We start from the raw sequence: 25,541 nt of genomic DNA on the forward strand, positions 1-25,541 counted from the left end.
AGCCACCCCCATCCGGCGCTTCGCGCCACCTTCCCCCGCCAGCGGGGGAAGGTAAGCTTGTGCCATGGCCGATATCCCCTATTTCGACTGGGTCGCCCACCACGCCGGCCGGCGGCCGGCGAGCCTGGCGATCCACGACCTGCACACTGGGCGCAGGCTGAGCTACGCCCAGCTCGACGAGAGGGCGCGGCGGCTGGCCGCGCACCTGCAGGTCAACGGCGTCGGCCGGGGCGACAGGGTGGCGATCCTCTCGCCCAATTGTCCGGAGTTCTTCGAGCTGCAGTTCGCCGCCGGCAGGGTCGGCGCGATCATGCTGCCGCTGAACTGGCGGCTTACCGTCGCCGAGCTCGAGTACATCCTCAAGGACGCCGGGCCGCGGATGCTGGTGCACGATGCTGGCTTCGCGCCGCAGGCGCGCGAGCTGAAGGGATCGTGCGGCATCGCGCACCTGCTGGAGATCGACGTCGACCGCGCCGACAGCGCCTATGAGCGCGCGCTGATGGCCGCCTCACCCGCGCCGCGCACCGTGGCGCTGACGCACGACGACCATGCGATGGTGATGTACACCTCGGGCACGACCGGTCATCCCAAGGGGGCGATCATCACCCACGGGATGAACTTCTGGAACTGTGTCAACCTCGGCATCCCGGCGCTTATCTCGCCGCGCACCGTGCAGCTCGTGGTGCTGCCGCTGTTCCACACCGGCGGGCTGAACTGCTACGCCAATCCCGTGCTGCACGCCGGTGGCACCATCCTGATCATGCGCACCTTCGATCCCGGTCAGGCGCTCGACCATATCGGCGACCCCGACCTGGGCATTACCCATTTCTTCGCCGTGCCGGCGCCCTACCAGTTCATGATGCAGCACCCGAAGTTCCAGGGATGCGACCTGTCGCGGCTGCAGATCGCCGGCGTCGGCGGCGCGCCCTGTGCGTTGTCCATCCTCGAGGGCTGGGCGGCGCGCGGCATCGCCCTGGTGCAGGGCTGGGGCATGACCGAGACCAGCCCGGCCGGCACCATGCTCGACGCCGCCGATGCGCTCGGCAAGCTGGGCTCGGCCGGCAAGGCGCTGATGCACACGGCGGTGCGCATCGTCGACGATACCGGCAAGGACGTCCCCCGCGGCACCATCGGCGAGCTGTGGACCAAGGGGCCGCACATCACGCCGGGCTATTGGAACAATCCGGAGGCCACCGCCAGAGCCTTCACCGACGGCTGGCTGCACACCGGCGACGCCGCGCGCGAGGACGAGGACGGCTTCATCTTCATCGTCGACCGCTGGAAGGACATGTACATATCCGGCGGCGAGAACGTCTATCCGGCCGAGGTCGAGAACGTGCTTTTCCAGTTGCCGCAGGTCACCGACGCCGCGGTCATCGGCGTGCCCAGCGAGCGCTGGGGCGAGGTCGGCAAGGCGGTGCTGGTGCTGAAACCCGATCAGGCCTTGACGGAGGACGATGTCATCCGTCATTGCCTGCCGCGGCTGGCGAAATTCAAGGTGCCGCAGTCGGTCGAGTTCGTCGAGGCGCTGCCGCGCAACGCCACCGGCAAGGTGTTGAAGCGCGAGCTGCGCACGATGTATGTCGGCGCCGCAACCCCGGCGATCACCTGATCGGCCGACAGGAGAACGAGACAATGGCCGTCCGCAAGATCAAGAGCAGCGCCGACAAGATCAAGGCGCTCGACGAGCGCATCGCCGCCGCCAAGGCCGGCGACACCCCGGCCAAGCAGCGCCAGGCCAAGAAGCTCGCCCGCTCGCGCGCCACGCTGGCTCACAAGACCGGCAAGGCCAAGCCCAAGGCGGCGAAGAAGTAATCGGGACCGCCGGCGGGGAGTTCACACCGCCCGGTGCTGCGTGCCGGCACCGGGGGTGATGAAGACCAGCCGACCGGGCTCGCGCGCCAGCCCGCGATGCCACGGCCCCTTGGGCACCACGCAGGTCGAGCCGGCGCGCATCTCGATGGTGTCGACCGCGCCGTCCGCGCGTTCGATCTGCAGCGCGAAGGCGCCCGACATCAGGATCAGGACCTCGTCGCCGGCCGGGTGCATCTCCCAGTGCGGCCAGTCCCCGATCTGCGCCGTGGCGCCCAGCAGGCGCCCGCCATGCAGTTCGGGCCGGCTGTCCAGCGCCGACCAGAAGGCGTCGCCGCCTTCGGTCACCAGGGCCGAGCCGTCGTCGCGCAATTGCGCGTAGGTGCGCATCAGGTCGAACGCGTCAGCCATGGTGAACCTCCTCACCCGCTGGTCCGTTGCTTGCGGAAGACGTCGACGGTCAGCCAGGGCGTCATCCGCTGGATCGTACGCGGCCCGTCGGGCTGTTCGTCGACCCAGCGCGCCGTGTCGTCGAGGATCTGGCTGAAGGTACTGCTCGGCAGGTACCAGAACTCGGCGAACAACCCCTCCTCGATCTGCGCCAACGCTTCACCATAGGTCACCGGCCCGCTCCAGGTCAGGTCGGACACGTCGATCGCCATCGGCTGGCATCCCCGCTCCTCCAGGTAGGCGCCCAACGCCGACTTCTCGTTCACGCCGGGAAATCGCGATCCGAAGCCCAGCGCATCGGCGCGCGCCGCGAAGTGCTTGCGCACGGCGTTGCCGAAGGCACCACGATCGTTGACCTGGATCAGGCAGCATCCCGGCCGCAGCACACGCAGCAACTCCCGGCAGCCCGTCTGCCAGTCTCCGACGTGCTGGAACAGCTTGGAGACGACGACGGCGTCGACACTCTCGTCGGCGACCGGCAGCGCGCGGACGTCCGCAACGTCATACGAGGCACGCATGTCCGGACGGAGCTTGCGGCGGGCGATGTCAACCATCTCGCGCGAGATGTCGAATCCCCGGACGACGTAGCCCATCGCTGCAAGCACCAGCGAGATCTGGCCGGTACCGCAGCCGGCATCGAGCACGAGACCCTTCCGAGGCAGGGCGCCGCCGTCGACCAGGCGCCCGTAGCAGGCACGCAAGCGATCCTCCGGCACGTCGCGCGTCGCATCGTAGCGCGCGGCGATGGCAGAGAAGTCCGAGGTGGGCGCCAGCGCCGCCATGTCCGCCTCTCAGACCGACATGATCATGCGCTGGGTCGAGGGCGAGAAGCCGAAAGACTCGTAGAAGCGGATCGCCTCGGCGTTGAAGCTGTGCGCCACCAGTTCGACATGAGTCGCCCGGCGCTGGCGCGCCCACTCGATGCAGGCGGCCAGCAGGCGCCGGCCGACCCGGCGGCGGCGATGGCGCTCGCGCACCACGAAGGTGTCGATCTCGACCACGAGTCGCGGCGCGGCGCCGGCGAACTCCGAGGGTGGACGGATCAACAGCACGGCGAGTCCGGCCAGCCCATCGGCCGCTACCGCGACCAGCATGTTCGACGCCGGGCCGCACAGCACCCGCTCGATATGGGCGGGCGTGCGCGCCGGGCCGTCGAATTCCTGGAAGATGTCGGGCCGCGCCTGGCGGTGCAGCGCATCGATCTCGGCGAACAGCGCGTTCATGCCGTCGTAGTCGCGCGGCGAGCCGGCGCGGATGTTGATCGGCAGCGGCGGCAGCGCAGCCGTGTCGGCCTCGTCGATTTTCGCTGCAAGCATTGTGCTCTCCTCCGGTAGCAGGGTCCTGCCGCTGCGGGCCCGGAGGTGAGGTGTCGAAACAACAAAGCCGCCGGACCGCGGCGGCTTTGTCTGGTCGTGACCGAACGCGCCGCCCTATGGGAGCGACGTAAAATACCAGCGCGAGGCGATGGAGCGTCCGTTCATGGGGCGCTTCTATACAGGCCGGCCGGATTGCGGTCAACGTATGAAGACGCAACGACTGGCCAATGATGACGTTCAGCGGGGTGGAACGTGGAGGTAACCCCATGAGCGACATCGTCTATCTGGTCGGCCTGATCGTCATCGTGATGGCCATCCTGTCCTTCGTCGGCCTGCGCTAGGAGGCCGCCATGGCAGCTTCATCGATCGACGTCGTGGTGCCCGTCGCAGCCGACGCCCGCCCGCGCAATGTCGAATGGGCGCCGGTGGTCGGCGGCGCCGTCGCCGCGGCGGCGATCTCCTTCGTCCTGCTGACCTTCGGCGCCGCCATTGGGTTGTCGGCGACGTCGGCCTGGCCGGAACGCGGCATTTCTCTGCCGGTTACCTTCATCCTCTTTGCAATCTGGATGGCGCTGGTGCAGGCCGGCAGCTTCGCCGCCGGCGGCTATGTTGCCGGCCGCATGCGCAGCGCCTGGGAGGGTCCGCCGGTCGAGCGCCAGTTCCGTGACGGCGCGCATGGCTTCCTGGTGTGGGGGCTGGGCGTGCTGATCAGCGCCGTTCTCGCCGCCGGCGCCATCATCGGCACGGCGCGCACGGCGGTCGAAAGCGGCGCAACCGTCGCCGCCGGTGCGGCCTCGCGCCCCGCCGGCCAGCCCGGCGAGGCCGTGGCGATGACGCCGGCCGACTACGCGGCCGACTACCTGTTCCGGCCGGGCGCCGGCCCGGCGCCAGGCGGCGCCGCGCTGGGGCCACCGCCGCGCGCCGAGGCGATCCGCATCATGGCGGCCGCGATCCGCGACAACACCATGAACCCGCGCGATCGCACCTATCTCGCGCAGATCATCAGCCTGCGCACCGGCATGCCGGCGGCCGATGCCGAGCGGCGTGTCGACGAGGCCTATGCCGAGGCCAAGGCGGCTGAGGCCAAGGTGCGCGAGGCCGCCGATCGCGCGCGCAAGGCGGCGGCCATCGCCGGCTTCCTCACCGCTGCCGCGCTGGCGGTCGGCTGCGTCGCGGCCTGCGTCGGAGCGGCGATCGGCGCGCGCCATCGCGAGGAAGGCAAGGCGCCGAAATTGCTCTTCGGCAACCGCTTCTGGTAGCCGTGGCTGAGGACCAGGCCGCGCGCATCCACAGCGTCGTCTCGCAACTCGAGACGACGCTTTCGGCGATCGACCGTCAGTTGCAACTGGGCTTCGACGACGAGGTCGTGACGGACGCCATGCGGACGCTGCGCGAGGTGCTCTGCACCGCCATCCGCGAGGGCGTGTCGGGCCTGCTGATCTCGCACGACCAGGCGAGCGGCGGTCGCATCCCCGTCGCGCTGCCCGTGCTGGTCGGCGAAGCGGTGCGTAGCGGTTGAGGTGGCGAGCGGCTAGAACGGCCGCATGCGCATCGGCATCGACCTCGGCGGCACCAAGATCGAAGGCATCGTGCTCGACGCCTCCGGCGAGGAGATGGCCCGCCGGCGCATCGACACGCCGCAGGGTCCTTACGAGGAGACGATCGAGGCGATCCGCGTGCTGGTCGAGCGGCTCGACCGGGCCGTCGGCCATCGCTGCAGCGTCGGGGTGGCGACGCCCGGTGCGATCTCCCCCGCCACCGGCCTGATCAAGAACGCCAACTCGGTGCGGCTCAACGGCCGGCCGCTCGACGCCGATCTTGCCCGCGTGCTCGATCGGCCGGTGCGTCTGGCCAACGACGCCAATTGCTTCGCCATGTCGGAGGCCTCGGACGGCGCGGCCGCCGGCGCGGCCGTCGTGTTCGGCGTGATCCTCGGCACCGGCGTCGGCGGCGGCGTGGTGATCGGCGGCCGGCCGCTGACCGGCCTGCACGCCATCGCCGGCGAGTGGGGCCACAACCCGCTGCCCGTGCCGCAGGACGACGAGCGTCCCGGCCCCGCCTGCTATTGCGGCCGGAAGGGCTGCATCGAAACCTGGCTCAGCGGCCCTGCCCTGTCGCGCCAGTTCGAGGCGGCGAGCGGCAGGCGCCTGCGCGCCACCGAGATCGCCGAGGCGGCGCAGCGTGGCGACGAGCCAGCCGCCGCCATGATGGAGCGCTACTGCGATCGCCTGGCACGCGCACTGGGTGGCGTGATCAACCTCATCGACCCCGACTCCATCGTCCTGGGCGGCGGGTTGTCGCGCATCGCCCTGCTCTACCGCCGGGTTCCCGAAATATGGCAGCGCAGCATCTTCAGTGAGCCCCACCACATCCGTACCCGCCTGCTTCCGCCACGCCACGGCGATTCGAGTGGTGTGCGCGGTGCAGCATGGCTGTGGCCGCCAAGTTGACACATCAGGATTCGTTGCGGGCGGACACGATACTGCCCTAGGCTCCGGGCCTCCATCCGCGACACCTCGAGGATTCCAGAGTCATGTCCGCCGCGCGTTTGCCTGCCGATCCCGCCACGCTCGATGCCCTGAAGTGGCGCTGCATCGGCCCGCCGCGCGGCGGCCGCGTCGTGGCCGTCGCCGGCGACTACAACAACCGCATGACGTTCTACTTCGGCGCCTGCGCCGGCGGCATCTGGAAGACCACCGATGGCGGCATCTACTGGCGCAACGTCTCCGATGGCTTCCTGGGCAGCGCCGCAGTCGGCGCCATCGCCGTGGCGCGTTCCGATTCCAACGTCGTCTATGCCGGCATGGGCGAGACCACGATCCGTCTCGACGTCTCCTATGGCGACGGCGTCTACAAGTCGACCGATGCCGGGCGCAGCTGGAGCCATGTCGGCCTGCGCAACTCCAAGCATATCGGCCGCGTCTGCATCCACCCCAACAACCCCGACCTCGTCTATGTCGCGGTGCTCGGCGACATCTTCGGGCCGCACGAGGAGCGCGGCGTCTATCGCAGCAAGGATGGCGGCAAGAGCTGGGAGCGGGTTCTCTTCCGCAACGCCGACAGCGGCGCCATCGACCTGTCGATGGATCCGAGCAATCCGCGCATCCTTTTCGCCAGCATCTGGGAGACGCGGCGCAACTTCTGGAACATCTCCAGCGGCGGTCCGGGCAGCGGCCTGTTCCGCTCGATGGATGGCGGCGACACCTGGGAGGAGATCTCGCGCAACCCCGGCCTGCCCGACGGCATGCTGGGCAAGATCGGCGTCGCCGTCTCGCCGGCCCGTTCGGGCCGCGTCTGGGCGCTGATCGAGACCACGGGCGAGAAGACCGGCCTGTACCGCTCCGAGGATTTCGGCGCGAGCTGGAAGGTGGTCTCGACGCATCGCGACCTGATGCACCGGCCCTGGTACTACACCCATGTCTTCGCCGACCCGCGCCACGCCGACACGGTCTATGTGACCAACCTGCAGATGTGGAAGTCGACGGACGGCGGCGTGAGCTACAGCGAGATCACCACGCCGCACGGCGACAACCACGATCTGTGGATCGACCCGGTCGATCCCGAGCGCATGATCGAAGGCAACGACGGCGGCGCCAACGTCTCGTTCAATGGCGGCGCGACCTGGTCGTCGATCTACAACCAGCTCACCGGCCAGTTCTATCGCATCGACGTCGACAACCAATACCCCTACCGCGTCTACGGCACGCAGCAGGACAACACCTCGATCTCCGCCCCCAGCGCCACCGAATGGGGCGCCATCACGATCGGCGACTGCATCTATCCCGGCACCGGCGAGAGCGGCTTCATCGCCGTGAAGCCCGACGATCCCAACATCGTCTATTGCGGCGCCGTGGGCTCCAGCCCGGGCGGCGCCGGCGCGCTGCAGCGCTACGATCTGCGCACGCGCCAGATGCAGCTGGTCAATGTCTGGCCCGAGGAATCGACCGGCATCGCGCCCAAGGACCTCAAGTACCGCTTCGCCTGGACCTTCCCGATCGTCTTCTCGCCGCACGATTCGGGCGTGCTCTATGCTGGCGGCAACTGCGTGTTCCGGACGCGCGACGAGGGCATGAGCTGGCAGACGATCTCGCCCGATCTCAGCCTCAACGACGTCTCGCGCCAGGGCGCCTCGGGCGGCCCGATCACGCGCGAGAGCGCCGGCGCGGAGATCCACGCCACCTGCGCCAGCGTCGTCGAGTCGCCGCACCGCAAGGGCGAGATCTGGGCCTCGACCGACGACGGCCTGGTGCATGTCACGCGCGACGACGGCAAGAGCTGGACCGACGTCACGCCCAAGGACATGCCGGTGCTGGCCTATGTCGGCTGCGTCGAGATCTCGCGGCACGACGCCGATACGATCTATGTGTCGGCGACGCGCTACAAGCTGGCCGACTACCGCCCCTACCTGTTCCGCAGCAAGGATGGCGGCAGGAGCTGGGCCTCGATCACCGGCGATTTCCCGCAGGGCGAGATCACCCGCGTCGTGCGCGCCGATCCGGTGCGGCCCGGCCTGCTGTTCGTCGGCACCGAGACCGGCGTGTTCTACAGCCTCGACGACGGCCAGCACTGGTCGCGCCTGCCCGGCGGTCTGCCGGTGGTTCCGGTCTACGACCTCAAGATCAAGGACTCCGACCTGGTGGCCGGCACCCATGGCCGCTCGTTCTGGATCCTCGACGATCTCACGCCGCTGCGCGAGATCAGCGCCGAGCAGAGCGCAACGCGCGTCTTCACGCCGCGCGCGACGGTGCGCCAGAAGCTGACCTTCAGCGCGCTCGCCGGCCTGCGCACTGGCACGGGCTACCAGCTCTCCTTCGGCGTCGGCGGCGCGATCCTGAGCACCGACAGGCCCGACGGCACCAAGGCGCGCGAGTACCTCGATGTCGGCGAGAATCCGCCCAACGGCGCGATCATCTACTACTGGCTGGCGAACGAATCCGACGCGCCCGTCACGCTGACGATCCGCGACGCGTCGGGCGCCACGGTGGCCGCGTTCCGCAGCGACGATCAGGCCTTGCCCGCGGCGCGCCGCCCGTCGGTCAGGCGCGGTCTCAATCGCTACATCTGGGACCTCAAGCACAGCGGCCCGACCAAGCTCGATCCGACGCTGGCGCCGGCGCGCAGCAAGCCGCTGGCGATCGAGCCGGACAGCGTTGCCGGCCCCGCGGTCGTTCCCGGCAGCTACCTGGTCGAGCTGGTTGCGGGCGAGCAGAACCGCACAGCGCTGTTCACCGTGGTGAAGGACCCGCGTGTTTCCACCACCGACGAGGCCTTCGCCCGGCAGTATGCATTGCATCGCGAGCTGGTCGACTGCCTCGGCCGGCTGCACGAGGGTGTCAACCGCATCCGCCGCATCCGGCGACAGATCGGCGATCTGACCGGCCGCAAGACCGACCTGCCCGACGGATTCGGTCTCAGCGCCAAGTCGCTCTCCGACGGCCTGTCGGCGATCGAGGGCGTGCTGGTCGACGTCAATCGCCAGTCGGTGCGCGATGTGCTGCGCAACCCCGCGGGGCTCAACGACACGCTGGCCGACATGATCAACATGGTGCTCATCGCCGACGCTGCACCGACGTCGCAGACCGAGGCGGTGTCGAACGAGACCATGGCGCGCGTCGATGGCGAGCTGGCGAAGCTCGAGGCGCTGATCGGCAACGAGCTGGCGGCGCTCAACGGGACGATCGGCCAGTCGGCGGCTTACGCCATCGGCTAGGACGGCGCGCATGTGGCGTCAGCCCACAGGCTTTTGGCCCCTGTTCGTCACCGACCTGATCGTCAGGGTGGGCTATCAGATGGCGAAGAGCCCGGTGCTGCCGCTGCTGGCGGCGGCGCTGGGCGCCAACAAGGTCGCCATCGGCGTCATCGTCGGCGTCTCGACGCTGACGGGCACGGTCTTCAAGCCGTTCGTCGGCGCGCTGTCGGATCGCTGGGGGCGCAAGATCTGGTTCTTCACCGCGCTCTTTCTGTTCGCCGCGTTCCCTTTCCTGTATCGCTTCGTGCAGACGCCCGACCAGCTGATGCTGCTGCGCATCCTGCATGGCTCGGCGACGGCGATCTTCGGGCCGGTGACGCTGGCGATCGTCGCCGAGTTCGATCGGCACAACCGCGCCACGCGCCTGGGCATCTTTGAGATGGCCCGCGGCGCGGGCCATCTTATCGCGCCGGCGGTGACGGGGATCCTGCTCGCCGCCACCGATGCGTCGACCGTCTTCACCGTGGTCGGGCTGCTGAGCTGCGCGGCGATGGTGCCGGCGGTGTTCGTGCCCTTCGACTCCGGCCGTATCGAACCGATCAGGCGTCGCGGCGTCCTGCGCCAGCTTGCCGAGGGCTTCCGCCACGCCGGCGGCCGCACCGAGATCTGGGGTGTCGGCGCGCTGGAGTTCGCGGTCTACGGCTCGCTCTATTCGCTAAAGGCCTTCCTGCCGATCTTCGCCCTTCAGGCCGGCTACGGCGTGTGGGCCGCCGGGCTGTTCTTCACCCTGCAGGAAAGCGCGCATCTGCTGGTGCGTCCGTTCGGCGGGCGCACGGCCGATCGCCATGGCGCCTCGCCGACCATTGCCCTCGGCATGATGGCGATCGGCACGGCCCTGATCCTGCTGCCCTACGCGCCCGGCGCCACCGCGCTGCTTGTTCTTGCGGTGCTGGTCGGCGTCGGCCAGGGCTTCACCTTTCCGGCCACCGTGTCGGTCATCAGCAACGCAATCTCCGCCGACCACATTGGCCTGGGGCTGGGCGTCTATGGCGCGCTGCGCAACCTCGGCAAGGTGGCCGGGCCGGTGGTCATCGGCACGCTGCTCGAGTACTTGCCGGCCAACGCGGTGTTCCCCGGCCTTGGCGCGATCGCCCTGGTGATCTGCGTCGCGCTCGCCGTGAGCTACGTCCAGCGCCGCCGCCTGCGGCTGGGGTCCTGAGCGGACCTCAGCATTTCGGCGGCGCCACCTTCTCGATGCGCTCGATGACGTACTCGAAGCGCAGCGATCCGGCCGTCTGGACACCCAGGATCTCGACGCCGTTCTCGAGCATCGCCGCGCCCCAGGTGTGCGACGGCTCCATCGCGTCCTGCTCCTTGCCGTCGAAGAACGACATGTGCATGTAGAACGGCTCCCTGCCGGCGACCAGGTCACCGTCTCCCTGCGGCGGCGGCTGCTCGCGCGCGCGGCGCGGCGCGAGGCCGAGGATGCCGGTCATGCGGTATGGCGGCTCGGGCTTCTCGCCGATGAACACCTTGTAGTCGAAGCCGTCCCGCCCGGCGCGGCGGTCCGCCAGGCCCTTGGCCAGTGCCGCCATCGGAAAAAGGGTATCTGCCGGAAGTGCGACCGTGCGCGTCAGCGGCGAGGTGAACTTGGCCTCGCCCGTGCCGTCGACCCCGATCTCGGCGCTGCCGCGGATCACGGGTCGCGAGGCGCCGTCCGTTTTGCTGCGGGTCTCGAAGCGGTAGCGCTTGCCGTCGAGCGACTCGGAGCCGGTCCAGGTCTGCTCGAGGCGGATGTCCTGGCCGCCGCCCGATGTCGTCAGCGCCAGATGCTGGCGCCACTCCACCCCGTCGCAGGTGCGTATCAGCTCGTAGGCCATCGTGCCCGAGGCGCTGACCGGCAGCGTTCCCGCGGCGGCCGGCGCCGGCCGGATCTTGTACAGCGCGCGGTGCGGCACGAGATCCTGGATCTGCGCCACGGCCGGCAACGACAGCGCGCAGGCAGCGACGAGCGCGCCGAGAAAGCGGCCGATCAACATCGCGGACCCGGCAACGCCTCGATGCGCTGCAGCCTCGCGTTGATGGCGAGGTCGCCGTAGTCCAGGACCATCGAGCGCGCCACGCCGTTGGCTTGCAGATCCATTGCCACCTCGTACTCTGGTTGCCCTTCCTGGTCGTTGGCGGCGTAGAACGCCAGCCTTACCGACCAGGCCTGCTGGTTGCGGAGCAGCGCCAAGTCGCCGCGCGGAGCGGGCGACAGCTGGCGGCGCGGCGACGGAGCGATGACAGCGTTGACCTTGAAGGCGCCGTCGAGCCGCGCGCCATCGAACAGGCTGTAGGATTTCACCGTCTCGCCCGCTCGTGCATCGTCGATGAGCTGCGACAGATGGCGGACGGGAAAGATCGTGCCCTGCGGCAGCGGGAACTCGCGCTCCTCCGGCTGGGTAAACCGCGCCTTGCCGGTGCCGTCCGCCAGCAGATCGGCGACGCCGCGCAGCTCGTCCTCGAGTTCCCCGTTCTGTGCGTTGCGCACACTGAACTGCAGGGTCGAGCCGTCCTTGCTCTCGAGGCTCGCGAAGGTCGAGTCGGTGGTGAACTCGTCACTGTCGGTGCGCAGGAAAGTCAGCTGGATGCGCTGCTTGGTTTCCCACCACTCGCAGGCATCGACCGTCTCCAGGATCATCGTGCCGCGCACGTCGACCACGCCGCTGGAGCGCTTGGACGTGCTAAGCCGCATTTCGTAGACCGCGCGATGCGCCACCAGATCGGCGGCTGCCGCCGGGCCGATCAGGACAAGAACCCCCGCGCCGGCGATCAGGCTACCGCCGAGCGTTCGACAAATTGTGGTAAGGAACGACACTCCGAACGCCGGATGTTGGGGGCTGCGCCGAAATGGCAGCCTAGACCACCACCGCCAAAAGTCGAGTCGCAACACGACGCAGGGGAAAGACGAGGCACTATGATCCACAGGAAACCACGCGTGCTGGCGACCCGCCTGTTCCCACCCGCCGTAGAGGCGCGGCTCGCGGGCGGCTTCGATGCCATCCTCAACCCGGCTGATCAGGTCCATGACGGGCCCACCGTTGTCAGGTTGGCGGAGGATTGCGACGGCGTGATGTGCGCCGCCGGTGATGCCTTCAACGCGGCAACCATCGAGTCGCTGCCGGCATCGGTGAAGATCATCGCCACTTTCTCGGTAGGCTACGAGCATGTCGATGTCGCCGCGGCCTCGCGCCGTGGCATTGTCGTGACCAACACCCCCGACGTGCTCACCGACGCCACCGCCGACATCGCGCTGCTGTGCCTGCTGGGCGCGGCGCGCCGGGCGCAGGAGGCCGAGGCGGTGCTGCGCCGGCGGCAATGGACGGGCTGGGCGCCGACCCAGTTCATGGGCACCCACCTGGGCGGCAAGCGGCTGGGCATCTTCGGCATGGGCCGCATCGGCCAGGCCACCGCCCAGCGGGCCCGCGCTTTCGGCATGGAGATCCACTACAGCAACCGCTCGCGCCTGCCACCCGCGCAGGAATTGGGCGCGACCTTCCACGCCGATGCCGAGGCCATGTTGCCGCTCTGCCATTTCCTGTCGATCAACGCGCCGATGACGCCGCAGACCCGCAAATGGCTCGATGACAGGCGCATCGCGCTGCTGCCCGACGGCGCCATCGTGGTCAACACCGCACGCGGCGGGGTGGTCGACGACGAGGCGCTGATCGCGGCGCTGAACAGCGGCAAGCTGGCGGCGGCCGGGCTCGACGTCTTCGACGGCGAACCGCGCATTCATGAAGGGTACTACGCGGCGCCCAACACCTTCCTGCTGCCGCATCTCGGCTCGGGCACGATCGAGACGCGCAACGCCATGGGCTTCAAGGCGCTCGACAATCTGGAGGCGCTGCTGCTGCGTGGCGAACGCCCGCCCAACCAGGTGAGCGTCTAGCGCCTGCCTCGGACGGGAGAACCCGCCGCCGCGACATCAGCCCCCTCAGGTGTTGGCGCGGCGGCGGGTTGACCGGCCGAACCGAAACGTGCCTCGCCAGGCACGGAAGCGGCGGCGGTCGTCGGAATGGGCGGGGCGTTGAAGTCCGGCCTGTGGTCGGCCAGGGATCGTCTCGCCTCATCGCCAGTCAGCAGCTTGCCGTCATCGCGCCCGGACCGAACGACCTCCAGGCCGCTGTCGGTCTGGGTGCGAAATGGTGCGGCGTAGTCGATGTTGTACGGGTTGGGATCGCCATCCGAGCGGTCTCGGCAGAGCGGCCCCCCCTTGGTCAGCGAGCGCCAGGCGCCGCAATCCCTATTGGTGTTCATTGACACCAGGTGATCGGTGCTCGACTTGCCGGTGGTCACGATCAGGCCGCCATCGGCTGCGTAGCTGCCGATGGCTGCAGCCAGCGGGACGGCGCCGCAACCGGACAGCACACCGCAGGTGCCGATCATGAACGCTACAACGAGAGGGGATTTCACTTTAGATTAAGACTCTGTACTATTTCATTGAAAAATATCTGACTTCTCTCTCATCTTCAATCAAAAAATCAGGATGGCGACGTATCGAACCAGCTGCAGCGGTCCATCGATTGCTGCGGGTGCCACCGTGCCGGGCGCCGCAGGCGAGCGTCGGGGCATCGCTTGCCAGGCTCCGAGGGGGTACGACCATCGGGAACTCCGCGCGACGAGGCGCGGCGCATCGCCGGGCGAGAGTGCACCCGAGCCCTCACCGACATTGCTCATCAGGCATTGAACCGGGCCCGGAGGCCGTGCACAGCTCGACTTGACCGTCCAGCGGCCAAGTCAGGGTGCCTTCCGCAACGTGTGGGCTGCGGGCCGCACCGCAAGGCGGGCGCTTCCGGGCATGGCGTAGAGGCACACCATGACCGGAAGGAGGTGCACCCTACTCCGCCTTCTTGGGAGGCAGCGCCACGCGCAGGCTGAGCTCGCGCAGCCGCTCGGCAGGAACCTCGGCGGGCGCTTCCATCATCAGGTCCATGGCCTGCTGGTTCATCGGGAAGGCGATGACCTCGCGCAGGTTGGGCTCGTCGGCCAGCAGCATGACGATGCGATCAACGCCCGGCGCCGAACCGCCATGCGGTGGCGCGCCGTACCTGAAGGCGTTGAGCATGCCGCCGAAGCGCTGCTCGACCTCCTCGCGGCTGTAGCCGGCGATGCCAAAGGCCTTGTACATGATCTCCGGCCGGTGGTTGCGGATCGCCCCCGAGGACAGCTCCACGCCGTTGCAGACGATGTCGTACTGGTAGGCCTTGATGGTCAGCGGATCCTTTGATTCCAGCGCGTCCAGCCCGCCCTGCGGCATCGAGAACGGGTTGTGGCTGAAATCGATCTTCCTGGCCTTCTCGTCGTACTCGAACATCGGGAAGTCGACGATCCAGCAGAAGCGGAACGCGCCCTTCTCCACGATGTCCATGTCGGCGCCGATGCGCGTGCGTGCCTGGCCGGCGAACTTCCACGCCGCGTCGGGCTTGTCGGCCACGAAGAACACTGCATCGCCGTCGACCGCGCCGGTCAGCTCCTTGAGCTTCGCCAGCCGTTGCTCGTCGACGAACTTGGCGATCGGCCCCTTCCCCGCACCGGCCTCGAGCACGATGTAGCCGAGGCCCGGCTTGCCCTCGCCCTGCGCCCACGAGTTCAGCTTGTCGAAGAAGCTGCGCGGCTGCGAACCGGCACCCGGCGCGCGGATCGCGCGCACCACGCCGCCCGAGGCGACGATCGAGGCGAAGACCTTGAAGGTCGAGCCGGCGAAGACCTCGCCGATATCGCTGATCACCAGCGGGTTGCGCAGGTCGGGCTTGTCCGAGCCGTACTTCAGCAGCGCCTCGTCATAGGCGATGCGCGGGAAGGCTCCGGACGTGACGCTCCACGGCGTGTCCCTGCCGTAGCCCGCGAACTCCTCGAACACGCCGCCCAGCACCGGCTCGATGGCGGCGAAGACGTCTTCCTGGGTGACGTAGCTCATCTCTAAATCGAGCTGGTAGAACTCGCCCGGTGCGCGGTCGGCGCGCGCGTCCTCGTCGCGAAAGCAGGGCGCGATCTGGAAGTAGCGGTCGAAGCCCGAAACCATCAGCAGCTGCTTGAACATCTGCGGCGCCTGCGGCAGGGCGTAGAACTTGCCGGGATGCAGGCGGCTGGGCACCAGGTAGGAGCGTGCGCCCTCGGGGCTGTCGGCGGTGAGGATCGGCGTCTGGAACTCGGTGAAGCCCTGCTCGATCATGCGCCGGCGCAGGGACGCGATGACCTGGCTGCGCAGCATGATGTTGCGATGCAGCTTTTCCTTGCGCAGGTCGAGGAAGCGGTACTTCAGCCGCAGCTCCTCGGGCGTGGTGTCGCTCTCGGCATAGACGGGGATCGGCAAGCCCTCGGCCATCGACTGGACCGCCATCTCGGCGGCCCGCACCTCGACGGCGCCGGTCGGCAGCCGGGAGTTGACCGTCGAAGCCTCGCGCGCCACGACCGGGCCGGTCACCGTGATCACGCTCTCGGTGCGCACCGCCTCGGCGCCGGCGAATGCCTGGGCGGCCGAGGTGTCGAACACCACCTGGGTGATGCCGTAGTGGTCGCGCAGGTCGATGAACAGCAGGCCGCCATGGTCGCGCTTGCGCTGCACCCAGCCGGACAGGCGGACCGTCTGGCCGACATGCTCCGGGCGGAGCTGGCCGCAGGTGTGGGTGCGATAGGCGTGCATGGGGCGAGATCCTGAAAACGCGTTCAGCGGCGCGGGAAAAGGCACCGTTTGACGGCCAAAGTCAACCGAATGACCGGATTTGGACCATCGGTGCTTGGCCCCGGGCCGGCCCCGGGTCTATACAGCCTCCCGAACATGCAAATGATAACGACAACGGCCGAACTGGCCGCGTTCTGTGAGCGTCTGTCGACTGCCGAATTCGTCACCGTCGACACGGAGTTCATGCGGGAGCGTACCTACTGGCCGCAGCTCTGCCTGGTGCAGATCGGCGGGCCGGAGGAAGCAGCCGCGATCGATTCGCTGGCCGAAGGCATCGACCTGTCGCCGCTCTTCGTCCTGTTCGACAACCCGACCGTCCTGAAGGTCTTCCACGCCGCGCGTCAGGACCTGGAAATCTTCCTCAAGCTGATGGGCCACCTGCCCCAGCCGTTGTTCGACACCCAGGTCGCCGCCATGGTCTGCGGCTTCGGCGAGCAGGTCGCCTACGACACGCTTGCCGCGCGCATGGCCAAGGCCAAGATCGACAAGTCCAGCCGCTTCACCGACTGGAGCCGGCGGCCGCTGTCGGAGAAGCAGCTGCACTACGCGCTGGCCGACGTCACCCACCTGCGCGTCGTCTACGAAAAGCTGCGCGACCGCCTGGCGCGGACCGGCCGCGAATCGTGGATCGCCGAGGAGATGGCGATCCTGCGCGATCCGGCGATCTACGTCGTCGAGCCGGAGGACGCCTGGCGCCGCCTGAAGCCGCGCAATCCCAGCCCGCGACAGATCGCGATCCTGCGCGAGCTGGCGGCGTGGCGCGAGCGCGAGGCGCAGCGCGTGAACGTGCCGCGCCAGCGCATCCTGCGCGACGAGCAGGTGCTGGAGATCGCCGCCCACGCGCCCGCCGGTGTCGCCGATCTCGGTACGACGCGCGGCCTGGGCAAGGGTTTCGTCGAGGGCAAGCAGGGCCAGGCGGTGCTCGCCGCCGTCGCCCGTGCGCTGGCGATCCCCGACGGCGAGCTGCCGAGGCGCGAGCGCGGCCCCGAGCCGCTGCAGGTGCCGGGCGCCGTGGTCGACCTGCTGCGCGTGCTGCTGCGCCTGCGCTGCGATGCCACCGGCGTGGCGCATCGCCTGGTCGCGTCGACCGATGAGCTCGATCGCCTCGCCGCCGGCAAGCGCGACGTACCCTGCCTGCATGGCTGGCGCGCCGAGATCTTCGGCAACGACGCGCTGCGGCTGATCGCCGGCGAGCTGGCCCTGGTGCTGAAGAACGAGCAGATCCGCGTCATCGACGTGGTAGCGCCGCAGCCGGCGTAACAGAACTTTGTCATTCCGAGCGAAGCGAGGAATCCAGGCCGACCCTGGATCCCTCACTTCGCTCGGGATGCCAGGCGCGTTCGCGCGACTCAAACGATCCGGATCTCGTGCTTGAGGTCGAAGGCCGAGGCAACGCCGGCCAGGCGGCGCTCCGTGACGTCGCCGAGCTGATTGCGCAGCGCCTCCGGCACCAGCAGCTCGAGCTGCTTCTCGGTGCGCCGCAGGCCGACGCGCGGCAGCAGTCCCGGCGCGCCGCCCGACAGGTTGTAGGACAGGCGCAGCGCGGTGCCGAGCTTGCGCGCGAAGCCCTGGGCCGCGCCGTCGGCCAAGGTCGTGGCCATCTCCGTCCACGGCACGCGCGGAATGCTGTCGTAGCGCCAGGCCATCGCCAGCGCCAAGGTCGCGCGCTCGCGATGGTCCATGCCCGGCGCCGGCATGTGCAGCACGCGCGAATGCGCCTGCTCGGCGCGATAGTCGGGATGATCATCCCAGGCGATGTCGCTGATGTGGCAGGCCGCCAGTCGCAGCGTGCGTTCACCCGGGGTCTCGCCGGCGAAGATCGGCGTGAGCCAGTCGAAGACCTCGACCGGCGACAGGTCGAAGCGGCGCCAGGCGACGCCCTCGTCCTCGGCGAAGGCGACCAGCGGATGACGCGCCCGCTCCGATTCGGGCAGCTGCGTGAAGTAGAAGCCCTCGCGCAGGCCGAAGGCCGAGAAGATGACGCGGCGCGGCCGCAGCGCCGCGAGCACGCGCTCGAAGGCGACGCAGGCGAGCGGCAGCGACTCGGTGCGCCGGCGCGACACGCCGGCCATCTTCTCCAGCGATTTCGGGCTTTGCACCGCGATGAAGCGCGCCCACTCGCGCGCCTCGTCGCCGGCCACCGTGTAGTGGTGGATGATGTGCAGCGGGTACTTCTTGTACTCCATGTGCAGGCGCGCGAAGGCGCGCCAGGCACCGCCCACCGGGTAGAAGGTGCGTCCCGAATACCTCGAGAGCCAGTCGACACCGGCGATCGCGCTTTCGACCGCCTGGCGCGGATCGCGCTTGGCCGTCAGCAGCCGCAGCGGTCCGATCGGCAGGGTCACCCACGGGCCCAGCCCGGATTCCGACAGCGCCACCAGCTCGAGGCTGCCGCCGCCGAGATCGCCCATCACGCCGTCGACGCCGGGCATGCCGCACATCACGCCCAGGCCCGACAGCCGCGCCTCCTCCTCGCCGCTGATCAGCAGCGGCTTCTGGCCGGCGATGCGGCCGATACGGTCGATGAACTGCGCGCCGTCGGCGGCGTCGCGCACCGCGGCGGTGGCCAGCAGGTCGAGCCGCGCCACCTTCATGTTGCGCGCCAGGTTGACGAAGCGCTCGATATTGCCGACCGCCATCTCGACGCCCGGCGGGTAGAGATGGCCGGTGATGTCCAGCTCGCGGGCCAGGCCGCACAGCACCTTCTCGTTGAACACCGGCAGCGGCGAGCGCGTGGCGCGCTCGTACACCACGAGGCGGATCGAGTTCGATCCGATGTCGATGATGGCGACACGGCCGCTGCTTGGCATGCGCGCCCCGTGTAGCCGAAGCGCGCCCGCGATGCAGCCGAAAAAGCGCGCACGTGCCCTGAGCGAAGCGAAGCGTCACGCCGCCGCTTTGGGCGTCGGCCCGATATAGCGCGACAGCGGCCGCACCAGGCGTCCGTGGCGTCCCTGCTCCATGACATGCGCCGACCAGCCGACGGCGCGGCCGACGGCGAAGAGCGGCGTGAAGGCCTGGCGCGGGATGCCCACCGCCTCGAGCATCAGCGCGGTGTAGAACTCGACGTTGGTGTCGAGCCGGCGGCCGGGCTTCAGCCGGCGCAGGGCGGCGATCACCTGGCACTCGACCTCGGCGGCGAAGGCCAGCCTGCCGGCGTGCGAGCCCAGATCGCGCACCACGTTCTTCAGCACGTCGGCGCGCGGGTCGCGCACCTTGTAGACGCGATGGCCGAAGCCCATCAGCCGGTCGCCGGCGAGGATCGCCGCCTCGACCCACGACGCGATACGCGCCTCGCTGCCGATCTCGTCGAGCATGTCGAGCACCGGGCCCGGCGCGCCGCCGTGCAGCGGGCCCTTCAGCGCGCAGAGCCCGGCGATCAGCGAGGAGATCATGCCCGCCTGGGTCGAGGCGACGACGCGCGCGGCGAAGGTCGAGGCGTTGAAGCCGTGATCGGCGATGGTCGTCAGGTAGGTGTCCAGCGCCCGCACATGCTCGGGCGACGCCGGCTGGCCGCGCAGGCAGCGCAGCAGGTCGGCGGCGGTGCCGAGCGACGGATCGGGCGCCACCGCCGCCTTGCCCTCGCCTCGGCGCAGCAGTGCCGGCAGGAAGACCTGGAGCGCACCACAGGCTCTGACATGCGCCGGCAATGCCGCCTCGTCCGGCAGCATGCCCAGCCCGACGCGCAGCGCCTCGATCGGCGTCAGGCCCTGCGTCACCTGCAGCAGGCCGGGCACGAGACCAAAGGCGGCCACCCGCGCCTGACCCAGCAGCCGACGCACCGACTCGGCGTCGCCGCCGCCCTCGCCGAGATCGTCCCACAGCAGCGCCGCGATGCCCTCGAAACCGATGCGGCCGGCGACCTCCTCCAGCAGGTGGCCGCGCAGGATCAGCAGGCCGGCCTCGCCGTCGACATGGCTGAGCACGGTCGCGCCGGCGACGACGCCGTCGAGGCCGCTGCTGGCAATGGTGATGTCTTGCACGAATTCCTCCTTCGCAGATGCGAAGAGGAATCGGCATGATAATCAATCTTGTCAATTTTGATAATGTTGATCAATATAACATCATGATTGATCAACAATTGATTACAGCTCTCGAGGCCTCGGAACGGCTCGGCGTCAGCCGCGAGACGCTGTACGCCTATGTCAGCCGCGGCATGATCCGCTCCGACCCCGAGCCGGGCCCGGGCCGCCGCCGGCGCTACAACGCCGAGGACGTCCAGGCCCTGCTCGACCGCAAGGCGCGTGGCCGCGGCGCCGAGGCGGTCGCCTCGCAGGCGATGAATTTCGGCGCCCCTGTGCTCGAATCGGGCCTGACCCTGATCGACGACGACCGGCTGCTCTACCGCGGCAAGGACGCCTGCGCGCTGGCCGCCGAGGCGAGCCTGGAGGACGTCGCGCAGCTTCTGTGGGCGGTCGACGCCGATCCCTTCGCCGAGGCCGCCCTGCCGGAGATCGACGTCACGCTCAGGCGCGGCTGGATCGCCAGCGCGCGGCTGGCGCCGATGGACCGCTGCCTTGCCATGCTGCCGCTGGCCGCGGCGCAGGACACCCGCGCCTGGAGCCGCGACTCCCGTGCGCTGGCCGTCACCGGCACCCGCGTCGCGCGCCTGCTGGCGGCGATCGTCGCGGCGCGCCCGCCCGCCGCCGCGCCATTGCATCGCCAGATCGCCACCGCGTGGAAGCTCGACGAGCACGGCGCCGATCTTGTGCGCGCCGCCCTGGTGCTGTCGGCCGACCACGAGCTCAACGCCTCGACCTTCGCCGTGCGCATCGCCGCCTCGACCGGCGCCACGCCGTGGGGCGCGACGGTCGCCGGGCTGGCGGTGCTGCAGGGCCCCTATCACGGCGGCATGACGCGCCGCGTCGCCTCGATGATGGAGGCGCTGCGCGATGCGGCGGATCTCGACCGGGCCGTCGCCGAGCGCATCGAAAGCGGCGCGCGCATCCCCGGCTTCGGCCACCGCCTCTATCCCGACGGCGACATCCGCGCGCATTTCCTGCTCGAGCGTCTCAACCACCGCCTCGGCGATCGCGAGGAGGTGCGCTTTGCGCGCCGCCTGATCGCCGCCGCCAGCAAGGTGACCGGGCTGAAGCCGACCATCGACGTCGCCACGGTGGCGATCGAGCGCGCCTGCTTCATGCCCAAAGGCGCCGCCCTCGGGCTATTCCTGCTCGGCCGCTCGATCGGCTGGATCGCCCACTTCATCGAGCAGACCGAGAGCGGCACCCTGATCCGCCCGCGCGCACGCTACGTCGGACCGGAGGCGCCGGCGTTCGGCTGAAGTCTTAGCTTCCCCCAGAGGGGGAAGGTGGCGCGCAGCGACGGATGGGGGATGTCGAAGACGAACGCAGGAGTCCGTCTTCGACATCCCCCTTCCGCCCTTCGGGCACCTTCCCCCTCCGGGGGAAGGTAATGGAAGCTACGCCGAACCAGTGCCCGCCTTCTGCCGCCTGCCCTCGCGGCCCGGCACCAGCTTGGGCATCGCGCCGGGCCGGCGCAGGGCGCTGCCGCGGCCTGACAGCGACGGATTGGTCATGAACCAGGTGTGGGCGCTGAAGGCCTCCGGCCCGGCCCTGCGCCGGGTGTAGACGCCGTCGCCGGCGAGATCCCAGGACTGCGCCTCGTCCTTCAGGTTGGCGACCATGATCTGGTCGAGGATCTGGCGATGCACGGTCGGGTTCTCGATCGGCACCAGGAGCTCGACGCGGCGGTCGAGATTGCGCGGCATCCAGTCGGCCGAGGAGATGAACACCTTGGCCTCGGGCGACGGCAGCGGATGGCCGTTGGCGAAGCACACGATGCGGCAATGCTCGAGGAAGCGGCCGATGATGCTCTTGACGCGAATCGTCTCGCTCAGGCCCTTCACGCCCGGGCGCAGGCAGCAGATGCCGCGCACCACCAGCTCGATCGGCACGCCGGCCTGCGAGGCCTCGTAGAGCTTGTCGATGATGCGCGCGTCGACCAGCGAGTTCATCTTGGCCCAGATGCCGGCCGGCTTGCCGGCGGCGGCGTTGGCGATCTCGCGATCGATGTTGGCGACCAGCGTGGCGCGCAGGGTCGCCGGCGCCACCGACAGCTTCTCCATCGTGTCGGGCTGGGCGTAGCCGGTCATGTAGTTGAACACCCGCGCCGCGTCGCGGCCCATCGCCGGATCGCAGGTGAAGAACGAGGTGTCGGTGTAGATGCGCGCCGTGATCGGGTGGTAGTTGCCGGTGCCGAAATGCACGTAGGTGCGGATCGCCCCGCTCTCGCGCCGCACCACCATCGAGACCTTGGCGTGCGTCTTCAGGTCTAGGAAGCCGTAGACCACCTGCACGCCCGCGCGCTCCATGTCGAGCGCCCAGCGGATGTTGGCTTCTTCGTCAAAACGCGCCTTGAGCTCGACCAGCGCGGTGACCGTCTTGCCGGCCTCGGCCGCCTCGATCAGCGCCTTGACGATCGGCGAGTCCTTGCTGGTGCGATAGAGCGTCTGCTTGATGGCGATCACCGCCGGATCGCGTGCCGCCTGGCGCAGGAACTGCACCACCACGTCGAAGCTCTCGTACGGGTGATGCACGACGATGTCCTTGGCGCGGATCGCCGCGAAGCAGTCGCCGCCATAGTCGCGGATGCGCTCGGGGAAGCGCGGCTCGTAGGGCGGGAATTTCAGGTCGGGCCGCTCGTTGACGATCAGCGCGCTGACGTCGCCGATGCTGAGGATGCGCTCGAGCTCGAAGATGTCGACGTCGCCGGCGACGACCTCGAGCTGGTCGAACAGGAAGGCGCGCAGCTCCTGGTTCATGTCCGAATCGATCGCGATCGACACCAGCTCGCCGCGGCGGCGCCGCTTGAGCGCGCTCTGGAACACCTGCACGAGGTCCTCGGCCTCTTCGGCGATCTCGACGTCGCTGTCGCGGATGACGCGGAACTGGCCGCGCGAATCGACGGCGTAGCCCGGGAACAGCCGGTCGAGGAACAGGCCGATCAGGTTCTCCAGCGGCAGGAAGCGCACCGAGGTCCCGGGCAGGCGCACGAAGCGGTCGATCTGCGGCGGCAGCGGCAGCAGCGCCATCATGGTGCGGTTGCCCGAGACGCTGCGCAGCTTGAGGATCTCGGAGAAGCCGAGGTTCTGCAGGAACGGGAACGGATGCGACGGGTCGATCGCCAAGGGCGTCAGCACCGGGAAGACCTGGCCGATGAAGTACTGCTCCAGCCAGGCGCGCTCGGCCTCGCTCAGCTCGGTATCGCCCAGCACGGCGATGTCGTGCTTGCGCAGTTCCTCGCAGAGCTGCGACCAGACCGTCTGCTGCGTGGTCATCAGCGTGCTGGCCGCCTCGCGGATCGCCGCGAGCTGCTCGGCCGGCGTCAGCCCGTCGTCGCTGAGCTGGCTGGCGCGGGTCGGCAGCATGTCGCGCAGGCCGGCGACGCGCACCATGTAGAACTCGTCGAGATTGTTGGCGCTGATCGACAGGAAGCGCACGCGCTCGAGCACCGGATGGTTCGGATTGCTCGCCTCCTCCAGCACCCGCGTGTTGAAGGCGAGCCAGGAGAGCTCGCGGTTGATCAGGCGGCTGTGGCCCGTGCGCATGTCGGAGGTCCCGGTTGGGGCAGACGGCACGGGCTGCACGCTGGCGTTCATGGTCAAAACGGGCGCCGGCCCGTCCTCCCTGTCTCTCGCGAGGGTAGCCAGAATCGTGCCGGGTCGCCCATTAAATTCTGGTTACGCACTCTCAACATGTTGAAACTACAATCGAATACGGCGAGTGTGAGGCATGCAGCGCGACCTTGTCCTGTATCGTCATGCCAAGGCTGGTCTTGGCCGCCTCGGCAGTTCGGATCACGACCGGGCGCTGACGGGGCGCGGCCGGCGTGCCGCCGTGGCCATTGCGGCCGCCCTCGTCGCCCGCAGCGCGCCGCCCGACCTGATCCTGTGCTCGACCTCCCGGCGCACGCGCGAGACGCTCGAGCCCCTGCTCGCGCGTTTCAAGCCGACGCCGCCGGTGTCGCTCGAGCCCGGCCTCTACCTCGCCGGTGCCGAGGCCCTGCTGGCCCGCCTGCGACAGCTGCCCGACGAGGTGACGCGCGTGATCCTCATCGGCCACAATGACGGCATGGCCGAGCTGGCGCGCGAGCTGGCGACCGATGGCGATCCCGCCGGGCTGGTGGCGATGACCAACAAGTACCCGACCGGCGCCGCCGCCTGCCTGCGCCTCGATCTCGAGGACTGGTCCAACCTCGCGCGCGGGGCGTATCTGGAAGCCTTCCTGCGTCCCCGCGATCTGATGGCCGGCGCGGAACCGGAATGAAGACCTTCCGCTCCATCGTCATCACCGGCGCGTCCTCCGGCATCGGCGAGGGGCTGGCGCTCGACTATGCCAGGGCCGGCGTCCGCCTGGCGCTGGGCGGGCGCGACGAGGCGCGGCTGCGCGCCGTCGCCGATGCCTGCCGGGCACGCGGCGCCGACGTCGCGGCGCAGGCCATCGACGTCGCCGATCGCGAGCGCATGGCGGCCTGGCTGCGCGAGCAGGACGCCGCGAAGCCCGTCGACCTCGTGCTCGCCAATGCCGGCATCTCGATCGAGAAGGGCAAGGGCCAGGGCATCGACGAGGAGCGCACGCGGCGCACCTTCGCCGTCAATGTCGAGGGCACCTTCAACACCGTCTTCCCGCTGCTCGACGCCATGCGCGCGCGCCGCTTCGGCCAGATCGGCATCGTCGCCTCGCTCGCCGGCTTCATCGGCCTGCCGCGCGCCGCGGCCTACAACGCCAGCAAGTCGGCGGTGCGCGTCTGGGGCGAGTCGATCCGCCACCAGCTGCGTCGCGACAATGTCGGCGTCAGCGTGATCTGCCCGGGCTTCGTCGAATCGCGCATCACCGTGGGCAACGACTTCCCGATGCCCTTCATGATGAGCGCCGCGCGCGCCTCGGCGATCATCCGCCACGGCCTCGCCCACGACCGCGCCCGCATCGCGTTTCCCCTGGGCACCAAAGCCGCGATCTGGCTCGGCGCCACCCTGCCCGGCAACGCGACGGATCGGTTGCTGCGGAGGTTCTCGCGTTAATCCTTCTCCCCGCGAAGGCGGGGAGAAGGTGCCGAGCGCCAGCGAGGCGGATGAGGGGCTTCCTCGCGCGACAACACCGGCTGGGCCTCTTCGTTCAATGCCGCCCAGATCGCCTCGTGCGCACTTTCGGGGTCACGCAGGAAATCCGCGTTCCAGATTCGTACGACACGATAGCCGGCGCTCTCGAACCAGGCCGATCGGCGGGTGTCGTATGCCTCCTGCTCGGCATGCTGGCTGCCGTCCAGCTCGACGATCACGGCACGCTCGATGCAGGCGAAATCGGCGACGTAGTCGCCAATCGCATACTGCCGGCGGAACTTGAAGCCGCCGAATCGACGCCCGCGAAGCGCGGACCACAGTCGGCCTTCAGCCTCGGTCGCCGTGCTGCGAAGAGCGCGCGCGTTGGCAGTGTGAACGTCGCGGTAGGGACGTGGCATCGGCAGAGGCTCGCCAGCGAATGCGGCGTCGCTGAGGCGTTTTGAAGCCCCTCATCCGCCCTTCGGG

The 25,541-nt window shown here is 69.2% G+C and carries 23 protein-coding genes; 12 read left to right on the forward strand and 11 right to left on the reverse strand.

Annotated elements, in window-relative coordinates; translation table 11 throughout:
• Positions 1-64 precede the first annotated feature (64 nt).
• Both KF889_16955 and KF889_16960 read left to right on the forward strand, forming a co-directional pair.
• Entirely contained in the window at positions 65-1,612 is a 1,548-nt protein-coding gene (locus KF889_16955) for a long-chain fatty acid--CoA ligase (protein ID MBX3501132.1), read from the forward strand.
• Between the two features lie 23 nt (positions 1,613-1,635).
• Positions 1,636-1,815 (forward strand): hypothetical protein, encoded by a 180-nt coding sequence (locus tag KF889_16960; GenBank protein ID MBX3501133.1) that lies wholly within the window; start codon positions 1,636-1,638, stop codon positions 1,813-1,815.
• A 21-nt stretch (positions 1,816-1,836) separates the two neighbouring features.
• Here the strand turns inward: KF889_16960 and KF889_16965 are convergent, their stop codons facing one another.
• The 3 genes from KF889_16965 to KF889_16975 are packed head-to-tail and all read right to left on the reverse strand — an operon-like array spanning position 1,837 to position 3,578.
• A complete protein-coding gene (locus tag KF889_16965) occupies positions 1,837-2,223 on the reverse strand; it encodes a cupin (protein ID MBX3501134.1) in 387 nt (128 codons plus the stop codon).
• Positions 2,224-2,234: 11 nt separating this feature from the next.
• Positions 2,235-3,044 carry a class I SAM-dependent methyltransferase gene (locus KF889_16970; protein MBX3501135.1) on the reverse strand — a complete coding sequence of 270 codons (810 nt, stop codon included), beginning with the start codon at positions 3,042-3,044 and terminating at the stop codon, positions 2,235-2,237.
• Positions 3,045-3,053: 9 nt separating this feature from the next.
• Positions 3,054-3,578 (reverse strand): GNAT family N-acetyltransferase, encoded by a 525-nt coding sequence (locus KF889_16975; GenBank protein ID MBX3501136.1) that lies wholly within the window; start codon positions 3,576-3,578, stop codon positions 3,054-3,056.
• A gap of 350 nt (positions 3,579-3,928) precedes the next feature.
• Between KF889_16975 and KF889_16980 the strand changes: the two genes are divergently transcribed.
• The 5 genes from KF889_16980 to KF889_17000 all read left to right on the forward strand — a co-directional run bounded on the left by KF889_16980 (position 3,929) and on the right by KF889_17000 (position 10,486).
• Positions 3,929-4,837 (forward strand): hypothetical protein, encoded by a 909-nt coding sequence (locus KF889_16980; GenBank protein MBX3501137.1) that lies wholly within the window; start codon positions 3,929-3,931, stop codon positions 4,835-4,837.
• A 2-nt stretch (positions 4,838-4,839) separates the two neighbouring features.
• Entirely contained in the window at positions 4,840-5,097 is a 258-nt protein-coding gene (locus KF889_16985) for a hypothetical protein (GenBank protein ID MBX3501138.1), read from the forward strand.
• Positions 5,098-5,122: 25 nt separating this feature from the next.
• Positions 5,123-6,028 carry an ROK family protein gene (locus KF889_16990; protein ID MBX3501139.1) on the forward strand — a complete coding sequence of 302 codons (906 nt, stop codon included), beginning with the start codon at positions 5,123-5,125 and terminating at the stop codon, positions 6,026-6,028.
• 83 nt (positions 6,029-6,111) lie between these two features.
• Positions 6,112-9,288, forward strand: a complete 3,177-nt coding sequence (locus KF889_16995) for a glycosyl hydrolase (GenBank protein MBX3501140.1) — start codon at positions 6,112-6,114, stop codon at positions 9,286-9,288.
• 10 nt (positions 9,289-9,298) lie between these two features.
• Positions 9,299-10,486: an MFS transporter gene (locus KF889_17000; GenBank protein MBX3501141.1), complete on the forward strand. Its 1,188-nt coding sequence runs from the start codon at positions 9,299-9,301 to the stop codon at positions 10,484-10,486.
• Positions 10,487-10,493: 7 nt separating this feature from the next.
• On the opposite strand, the gene KF889_17005 is transcribed toward KF889_17000, so the two are convergent.
• Together KF889_17005 and KF889_17010 are read right to left on the reverse strand one after the other, a co-directional pair.
• On the reverse strand, positions 10,494-11,306 hold the full coding sequence (locus tag KF889_17005) for a DUF1849 family protein (protein ID MBX3501142.1): 813 nt from the start codon (positions 11,304-11,306) through the stop codon (positions 10,494-10,496).
• Positions 11,300-12,127, reverse strand: a complete 828-nt coding sequence (locus tag KF889_17010; GenBank protein MBX3501143.1) for a cell envelope integrity EipB family protein — start codon at positions 12,125-12,127, stop codon at positions 11,300-11,302. The genes KF889_17005 and KF889_17010 overlap by 7 nt, the downstream gene beginning before the upstream one ends.
• A gap of 99 nt (positions 12,128-12,226) precedes the next feature.
• On the opposite strand from KF889_17010, the gene KF889_17015 reads away from it, so the two are divergent.
• Positions 12,227-13,201, forward strand: coding sequence for a D-glycerate dehydrogenase (locus KF889_17015; GenBank protein ID MBX3501144.1), 975 nt, complete (start codon positions 12,227-12,229; stop codon positions 13,199-13,201).
• On the opposite strand, the gene KF889_17020 is transcribed toward KF889_17015, so the two are convergent.
• Together KF889_17020 and aspS are read right to left on the reverse strand one after the other, a co-directional pair.
• The gene (locus KF889_17020; GenBank protein ID MBX3501145.1) at positions 13,198-13,698 is read right to left on the reverse strand and encodes a hypothetical protein; all 501 of its coding nucleotides are present in this window, start codon (positions 13,696-13,698) and stop codon (positions 13,198-13,200) included. The genes KF889_17015 and KF889_17020 overlap by 4 nt on opposite strands.
• 451 nt (positions 13,699-14,149) lie before the next feature.
• Entirely contained in the window at positions 14,150-15,955 is a 1,806-nt protein-coding gene (aspS, locus tag KF889_17025; protein ID MBX3501146.1) for an aspartate--tRNA ligase, read from the reverse strand.
• 135 nt (positions 15,956-16,090) lie between these two features.
• Here aspS and rnd point away from each other — a divergent pair, with 135 nt between their 5' ends.
• Positions 16,091-17,254: a ribonuclease D gene (gene rnd / locus KF889_17030; protein MBX3501147.1), complete on the forward strand. Its 1,164-nt coding sequence runs from the start codon at positions 16,091-16,093 to the stop codon at positions 17,252-17,254.
• An 89-nt stretch (positions 17,255-17,343) separates the two neighbouring features.
• Here the strand turns inward: rnd and KF889_17035 are convergent, their stop codons facing one another.
• The gene (locus KF889_17035) at positions 17,344-18,804 is read right to left on the reverse strand and encodes a Ppx/GppA family phosphatase (GenBank protein MBX3501148.1); all 1,461 of its coding nucleotides are present in this window, start codon (positions 18,802-18,804) and stop codon (positions 17,344-17,346) included.
• A gap of 75 nt (positions 18,805-18,879) precedes the next feature.
• A complete protein-coding gene (locus tag KF889_17040) occupies positions 18,880-19,977 on the reverse strand; it encodes a citrate synthase/methylcitrate synthase (GenBank protein MBX3501149.1) in 1,098 nt (365 codons plus the stop codon).
• 83 nt (positions 19,978-20,060) lie between these two features.
• Between KF889_17040 and KF889_17045 the strand changes: the two genes are divergently transcribed.
• A complete protein-coding gene (locus KF889_17045) occupies positions 20,061-21,278 on the forward strand; it encodes a citrate synthase family protein (protein MBX3501150.1) in 1,218 nt (405 codons plus the stop codon).
• 138 nt (positions 21,279-21,416) lie between these two features.
• Here the strand turns inward: KF889_17045 and KF889_17050 are convergent, their stop codons facing one another.
• Positions 21,417-23,615: an RNA degradosome polyphosphate kinase gene (locus KF889_17050; protein ID MBX3501151.1), complete on the reverse strand. Its 2,199-nt coding sequence runs from the start codon at positions 23,613-23,615 to the stop codon at positions 21,417-21,419.
• A 133-nt stretch (positions 23,616-23,748) separates the two neighbouring features.
• On the opposite strand from KF889_17050, the gene KF889_17055 reads away from it, so the two are divergent.
• Together KF889_17055 and KF889_17060 are read left to right on the forward strand one after the other, a co-directional pair.
• On the forward strand, positions 23,749-24,282 hold the full coding sequence (locus KF889_17055) for a histidine phosphatase family protein (GenBank protein ID MBX3501152.1): 534 nt from the start codon (positions 23,749-23,751) through the stop codon (positions 24,280-24,282).
• Positions 24,279-25,037, forward strand: a complete 759-nt coding sequence (locus tag KF889_17060; protein MBX3501153.1) for an SDR family NAD(P)-dependent oxidoreductase — start codon at positions 24,279-24,281, stop codon at positions 25,035-25,037. The genes KF889_17055 and KF889_17060 overlap by 4 nt, the downstream gene beginning before the upstream one ends.
• On the opposite strand, the gene KF889_17065 is transcribed toward KF889_17060, so the two are convergent.
• Positions 25,034-25,474, reverse strand: coding sequence for a DUF559 domain-containing protein (locus tag KF889_17065; GenBank protein ID MBX3501154.1), 441 nt, complete (start codon positions 25,472-25,474; stop codon positions 25,034-25,036). The two genes, KF889_17060 and KF889_17065, sit on opposite strands and share 4 nt — an antisense overlap.
• Positions 25,475-25,541 lie beyond the last annotated feature (67 nt).

The organism is Alphaproteobacteria bacterium (genome assembly GCA_019635875.1).
Classification (GTDB): Bacteria; Pseudomonadota; Alphaproteobacteria; order Reyranellales; family Reyranellaceae; genus JAFAZJ01.

Bases quoted from the DNA above. Each gene is read 5' to 3' on its own strand.
- KF889_16955 (MBX3501132.1), top strand. From the start codon at position 65: ATGGCCGATATCCCCTATTTCGACTGGGTCGCCCACCACGCCGGCCGG.
- KF889_16960 (MBX3501133.1), top strand. From the start codon at position 1,636: ATGGCCGTCCGCAAGATCAAGAGCAGCGCCGACAAGATCAAGGCGCTC.
- KF889_16965 (MBX3501134.1), bottom strand. From the start codon at position 2,223: ATGGCTGACGCGTTCGACCTGATGCGCACCTACGCGCAATTGCGCGAC.
- KF889_16970 (MBX3501135.1), bottom strand. From the start codon at position 3,044: ATGGCGGCGCTGGCGCCCACCTCGGACTTCTCTGCCATCGCCGCGCGC.
- KF889_16975 (MBX3501136.1), bottom strand. From the start codon at position 3,578: ATGCTTGCAGCGAAAATCGACGAGGCCGACACGGCTGCGCTGCCGCCG.
- KF889_16980 (MBX3501137.1), top strand. From the start codon at position 3,929: ATGGCAGCTTCATCGATCGACGTCGTGGTGCCCGTCGCAGCCGACGCC.
- KF889_16990 (MBX3501139.1), top strand. From the start codon at position 5,123: ATGCGCATCGGCATCGACCTCGGCGGCACCAAGATCGAAGGCATCGTG.
- KF889_16995 (MBX3501140.1), top strand. From the start codon at position 6,112: ATGTCCGCCGCGCGTTTGCCTGCCGATCCCGCCACGCTCGATGCCCTG.
- KF889_17000 (MBX3501141.1), top strand. From the start codon at position 9,299: ATGTGGCGTCAGCCCACAGGCTTTTGGCCCCTGTTCGTCACCGACCTG.
- KF889_17005 (MBX3501142.1), bottom strand. From the start codon at position 11,306: ATGTTGATCGGCCGCTTTCTCGGCGCGCTCGTCGCTGCCTGCGCGCTG.
- KF889_17015 (MBX3501144.1), top strand. From the start codon at position 12,227: ATGATCCACAGGAAACCACGCGTGCTGGCGACCCGCCTGTTCCCACCC.
- KF889_17020 (MBX3501145.1), bottom strand. From the start codon at position 13,698: ATGATCGGCACCTGCGGTGTGCTGTCCGGTTGCGGCGCCGTCCCGCTG.
- aspS (MBX3501146.1), bottom strand. From the start codon at position 15,955: ATGCACGCCTATCGCACCCACACCTGCGGCCAGCTCCGCCCGGAGCAT.
- rnd (MBX3501147.1), top strand. From the start codon at position 16,091: ATGCAAATGATAACGACAACGGCCGAACTGGCCGCGTTCTGTGAGCGT.
- KF889_17035 (MBX3501148.1), bottom strand. From the start codon at position 18,804: ATGCCAAGCAGCGGCCGTGTCGCCATCATCGACATCGGATCGAACTCG.
- KF889_17045 (MBX3501150.1), top strand. From the start codon at position 20,061: ATGATTGATCAACAATTGATTACAGCTCTCGAGGCCTCGGAACGGCTC.
- KF889_17050 (MBX3501151.1), bottom strand. From the start codon at position 23,615: ATGAACGCCAGCGTGCAGCCCGTGCCGTCTGCCCCAACCGGGACCTCC.
- KF889_17055 (MBX3501152.1), top strand. From the start codon at position 23,749: ATGCAGCGCGACCTTGTCCTGTATCGTCATGCCAAGGCTGGTCTTGGC.
- KF889_17060 (MBX3501153.1), top strand. From the start codon at position 24,279: ATGAAGACCTTCCGCTCCATCGTCATCACCGGCGCGTCCTCCGGCATC.
- KF889_17065 (MBX3501154.1), bottom strand. From the start codon at position 25,474: ATGCCACGTCCCTACCGCGACGTTCACACTGCCAACGCGCGCGCTCTT.